The following is a 4,489-nucleotide window of genomic DNA, read 5'->3' as shown; positions in this document are numbered from 1 at the left end:
GTGCTAAACCTTGATTTTGCGCTGAATTTTCGGGATCAATGTTTTCTAAACCACTATCTAAAGCCGAAATAAAATTAGACAAAAATTCTGCCCCCTGCTTAATAATATAGTTAATCACTTTTTGTAAATGATCATCAATTTGTAAATGATCATCAATTTTATCAACGGTGATAACCGTATTTTCTCCCGGCGCAGCTTGCCATTTTGCTAATTGATTAATCGAACCCAACGCCTTACCTTGATTATCATAGATAGCGAGACTATTATCTAAATTATTAGGCAATATCCAGCCACAAATAGGAGTAGTAGCTGGATGACTATTCATTTCCTGTTCCCCTTCAATTGCAGATAACCAACGGAAATTAATACGCGCCGGTTGTACCAAACGAGGGGGTAAAGATATCAGATAGGGACTGCCTGGAGTCGTCATCTGTTCAGGAGTGATAATATTTCTAATATCTAAATCCTTCACTTGTCCAAAAGTATCCACCAACCGTAACCGCAAAATCTTCATTACCCCTGAGCGAATTGGGTTAAAATCATTTAAAGGTTCTGGCGCACTACGGACACTTTGTTGTACCATTTCTTTTATTTCATTTGTAAAAGGCTGATAATCATTAAATCCTAAAGGATCAGCAATAGGTAACTGTAAGGTCTGTTTGTGCATCAATAAAGCCTCGTTAAACCCTCCTAAAGCTTGAGATAGACAATTTAGGCTTAAAAGATTTTGATAAGCTCTAATGGCAGTATAAATGGGGTCTTTAGCTTTTTGATCCGAGAATAGATTAGTGAAAATTAAATTAGGATTACTAGGATCATAACAGGGTTTTTGCTCATACCAAGCTTGAATGGCTTGAATCTTTTCTTGTTGGTCTAAGTTGGTCAAAGAATTTGGTTTGTCCTTATACCAATCTTGGATTCTTTTTTGGTAAGCTTCTTCTTGTTCAGACAGGTTTAGTTCGTAATATTCTTTAGCCTCATCAGGTAATTGTTTCTTTAAATAAACTTCTATTTTTTCCTTAAGCTTAATTCCGGCATGGGGTGTTAAAATACTCCGACCACTATAAACATTAGCAGCTTTAAGAACAGCCCCCTTTCCGTACTGTAAAGAAAGCTCTGGCTCGTTTTCTTTCAAGGTATAATTACCCGTAATAAACTCAGCATCATATTGATGATTATAGATGCCATGATTACAGCCATTTTGGAGGGGAAAAACTTCTACCTCCCACTCTAGTAAAAACGGATGCCAAGGTTGTTCTTCCCAAGTGTTAAAGCCAATATGTTCCCCTGTTTTATTGTTTTCTATCTGATCAATCTTACCGAGAATAGACGAAAATCCATTGAGAAAAATGTCCTCTTCCTGTTGTAAAATCTCACATTCTAACAGTCCATCATCCCTCAATCTTCCATCTTGTCCATGGCGAATGGTGGGTTTTACCCCTTCCCCCACCATCAAGATAACCGGTTCTGTTGGTTGCCAATAACGGGAACTGGCAATAGGTTTCAGGGTGTAAGGTGGTGGAGCTTTTAAAATTAGCTGAGGGAAAGAAACTTCTAAAAGCAGACGATTGCAACGGACTAATTCTTCTTCGTTACAATCAATTAAATTGGGTTTTTTCTCTAATAATACTTGGGCAATTGCCTTGAATACATCTTCTTGGTAAAAGTCCCTTTTAGTCAAAATTAAATTTAAGGCATCTATAATTTCTCCTTGATTTTTCCCTGCAATTTTACTGGCCAAATCTGGGATTAACTGCTTAATTATTTTAATCGGCTCTGTTGTTTCCTGTTCTAACTGATTAATCAATTTTTCCCAGTCTAAAATATCACTAACTTTTAATTTACACTGGGTAATATTTGCTTGAGTGATCGCCTGTTGTAATTGAGTTAAAGATTCATTCAATAACTTTTCATAATTCTCTAGATTATTCAGTTTTGCCTTTAAAGGTTCAATTCCCTTCTCCTCAATATAATATTTAACTTCATCAATATCAGGATACTGAGCGGTGCTACCTTGGGGGGATAAACACTTAACATATACTTATACCAATCAGAAAAGAGTTGCCGACGCATTGACTCAATTTCATCGAAAGTACAGTCATATTTCTGTTGAGATAGATTAAGCTGATTCAGTTTAGGAGCTATATTATCGGGTAAAGTAACTTCGCTCTGAGCTTGAGCATCTTCAGCATTTGCTGTTGTAGCGTTTGTGCTTCCTAAAGTAATTGTCCATATTGTGCCAGATGAGACCGCATTAAACCCTTTTTCATGGCGTGCTTCCTCAAACTTAGCTGTTAGATCCAACTGCCGATGTTCTAGACTAGAAGATAGGGTTAAAGCTTCTAATTGATCTTCAATAATAGATTGAGAATTGTTGTCAATTTTTTGACCTAAATAAGCAGATAATGCCTCCGTTCCCGTATTTCCTACAGCCACTTCTACCGAAATTTCTTTCTCTGTATTGGTTGGAGAAGCAAACTTTAAGCGGGCATAGCAAAGTATTCTTTGAGGTATTTGTTCATTGCTTTTAACGGGAATGTCCCACTTGAATTCCTCTTGTATCGCTTTGATTAATTCCTGTGTACTCAATTTATCTTTTAATTTTAATTTTAACTGAATAAACTGATTGAAATAATCCTTTTCTAAGTGACTATACCACGCAATCACATCATACTGTAACCCATCAGTATTTTCAGGAGAATAATCATCATAAAATCCAAAAACACTGTGACAATTGGGATAAAAAGCCGCAAAAGTCGGTTCACCATAACCTACCGCCGTCAATAAGGGTAAGTATTCAGCCTTGGGATCATTTTCTAACCAAGCTTCTATAGGCAGTTTGCGACCTAAATAGCGAAATGGTTGATGATTACCATTTTTTATCTCAATGGGATAAGCAATACTACCTAACTGCTCCCCTTCTCCTTCCCGATAAAGATAATCACTCTCCACCACCCATTGACGTTTTTCGCCGTTAAGAGTGCGTGTTACTAACCAGCGATTAGGAACTGATGGGAAAACTGTCTTTTTATCGCTATCTTGAATACCTTTTGTTAAAGCATCGGGTAACGCCCAATGTAAATGGATTCCTGCTTTCAGGTAGAGATTTTGATTTTGAAAGGGTTGGGAAACAATCTCCTCGCTGATATGAGCAATATTCGGATTTACGTCTCTTTTTCTATTAAAATAAGGAATTATGCTCAAATCTGCCATCGCCTCTATAACTAGGCGCTCTCTTTTCAGATAAAGAGCATCCAAATGAACAGGAATCATTAAAATACTATTGACCATGTTCTAATTAGGATTACAAGCATTTATTTTTGCCCCGATTATAACAGGTTTAGTTTTCTAATGTTATAGTCTTTAGTTTTTATGCACAAATCAGATTTATTTTTTCGGGTGCATCTCATAAGTAGGGTTGGCTGAATAAATCTAAAAACCGATGCTCTAAGTAGTTGGACAAAAGTAAAGTTAACTGTGGAGTAAGGAGTCGGTCGTCGGTCGTCAGTCCCGATGCCAAAGTTGGCACCGCCAAGCCTGAAAGTGGTACTTTTCCCTCCTGCCCCCTGCCTCTTTCAAGTCGGTCGTCAGTAAGAATTGCGGCAATTTACATTTCTTAAGATAGACAACAGAATTTATGTCAGACTACTTAACAAATATATCTTGACCACTATTCCTTGCGCGATAAACGAGCTTCGGCGGGTCTTGTTGCCAGAAAAAGTATGGGTCTTAGGAACTAGGACTCCTGCGTGGGTCGGGACAGAGCCTTGCAACCAGGAAAAAGCTACTAAGTGAGACATAATTTCTTAGTCTCACTTAGTAGAGGATGTTGGGTTTTACCTAAAATGTCGGATGAATGCCCCCGCTAGATTTTTCGACAAGATACTCACCTTTGCGGGGGATGAAATCCGACCAGAATATCAACCGCAAAGCACGATTTTAATTCTACCATTTGTAGGTAAACTGTGTTATACTTAATTTATCCAGGGTCGAAGATTAATCAATGCTAGTCGTAGAAGCCAAGTTAAAAAACGGGACACCAGAACAATACCAAAAACTTGATGAAGCTATTAGAACTTCTCAGTTTGTGCGTAACTCTTGTGTTCGTTATTGGATGGACAATCAAGGGACAACCCGCAATGATCTCCAAAAACTTTGTGCGGTACTAGCTAACAATAAAGAGACACCTTTGGTTAATAAATTAAACTCTCAAGCTCGCCAATCGGCTGCTGATAGACCCTGGCAATCAATTAATCGGTTTTACCAGAATTGTCATGCTAAGATACCGGGAAAAAAGGGTTTTCCTCGGTTTAAAAAGCATAGTCGTTCGGTTGAGTATAAACTAACAGGCTACAAACTATCTGATGATCGACGTAAAATCAGATTTACTGATGGCTTTAAAGCAGGAGAATTTGATTTATGGTGTAGTCAAAAGACATTAGTTTATTATTCAGAGCAACAGATTAAACGGGTAAGAGTTGTTAGACGT

Annotated in this window: 2 protein-coding genes and 1 pseudogene; 1 reads left to right on the top strand and 2 read right to left on the bottom strand. The window is 37.7% G+C overall.

Annotated elements, in window-relative coordinates:
• Positions 1–1,903, bottom strand: a pseudogene (locus PX481_RS28250) (hypothetical protein); the annotation flags it as partial.
• Between the two features lie 38 nt (positions 1,904–1,941).
• Positions 1,942–3,291, bottom strand: a complete 1,350-nt coding sequence (locus tag PX481_RS28245; protein ID WP_288097264.1) for a hypothetical protein — start codon at positions 3,289–3,291, stop codon at positions 1,942–1,944.
• A gap of 712 nt (positions 3,292–4,003) precedes the next feature.
• Here PX481_RS28245 and PX481_RS28240 point away from each other — a divergent pair.
• Positions 4,004–4,489 (top strand): nuclease/transposase family protein (locus PX481_RS28240; RefSeq protein WP_502888644.1); only part of this gene is annotated, 486 nt, incomplete at its 3' end.

Source organism: Microcystis sp. M53603_WE2, from assembly GCF_030065435.1.
Note: the sequence above shows the minus strand (reverse complement) of the source record. Positions and strands in the feature narration are given on the sequence as shown.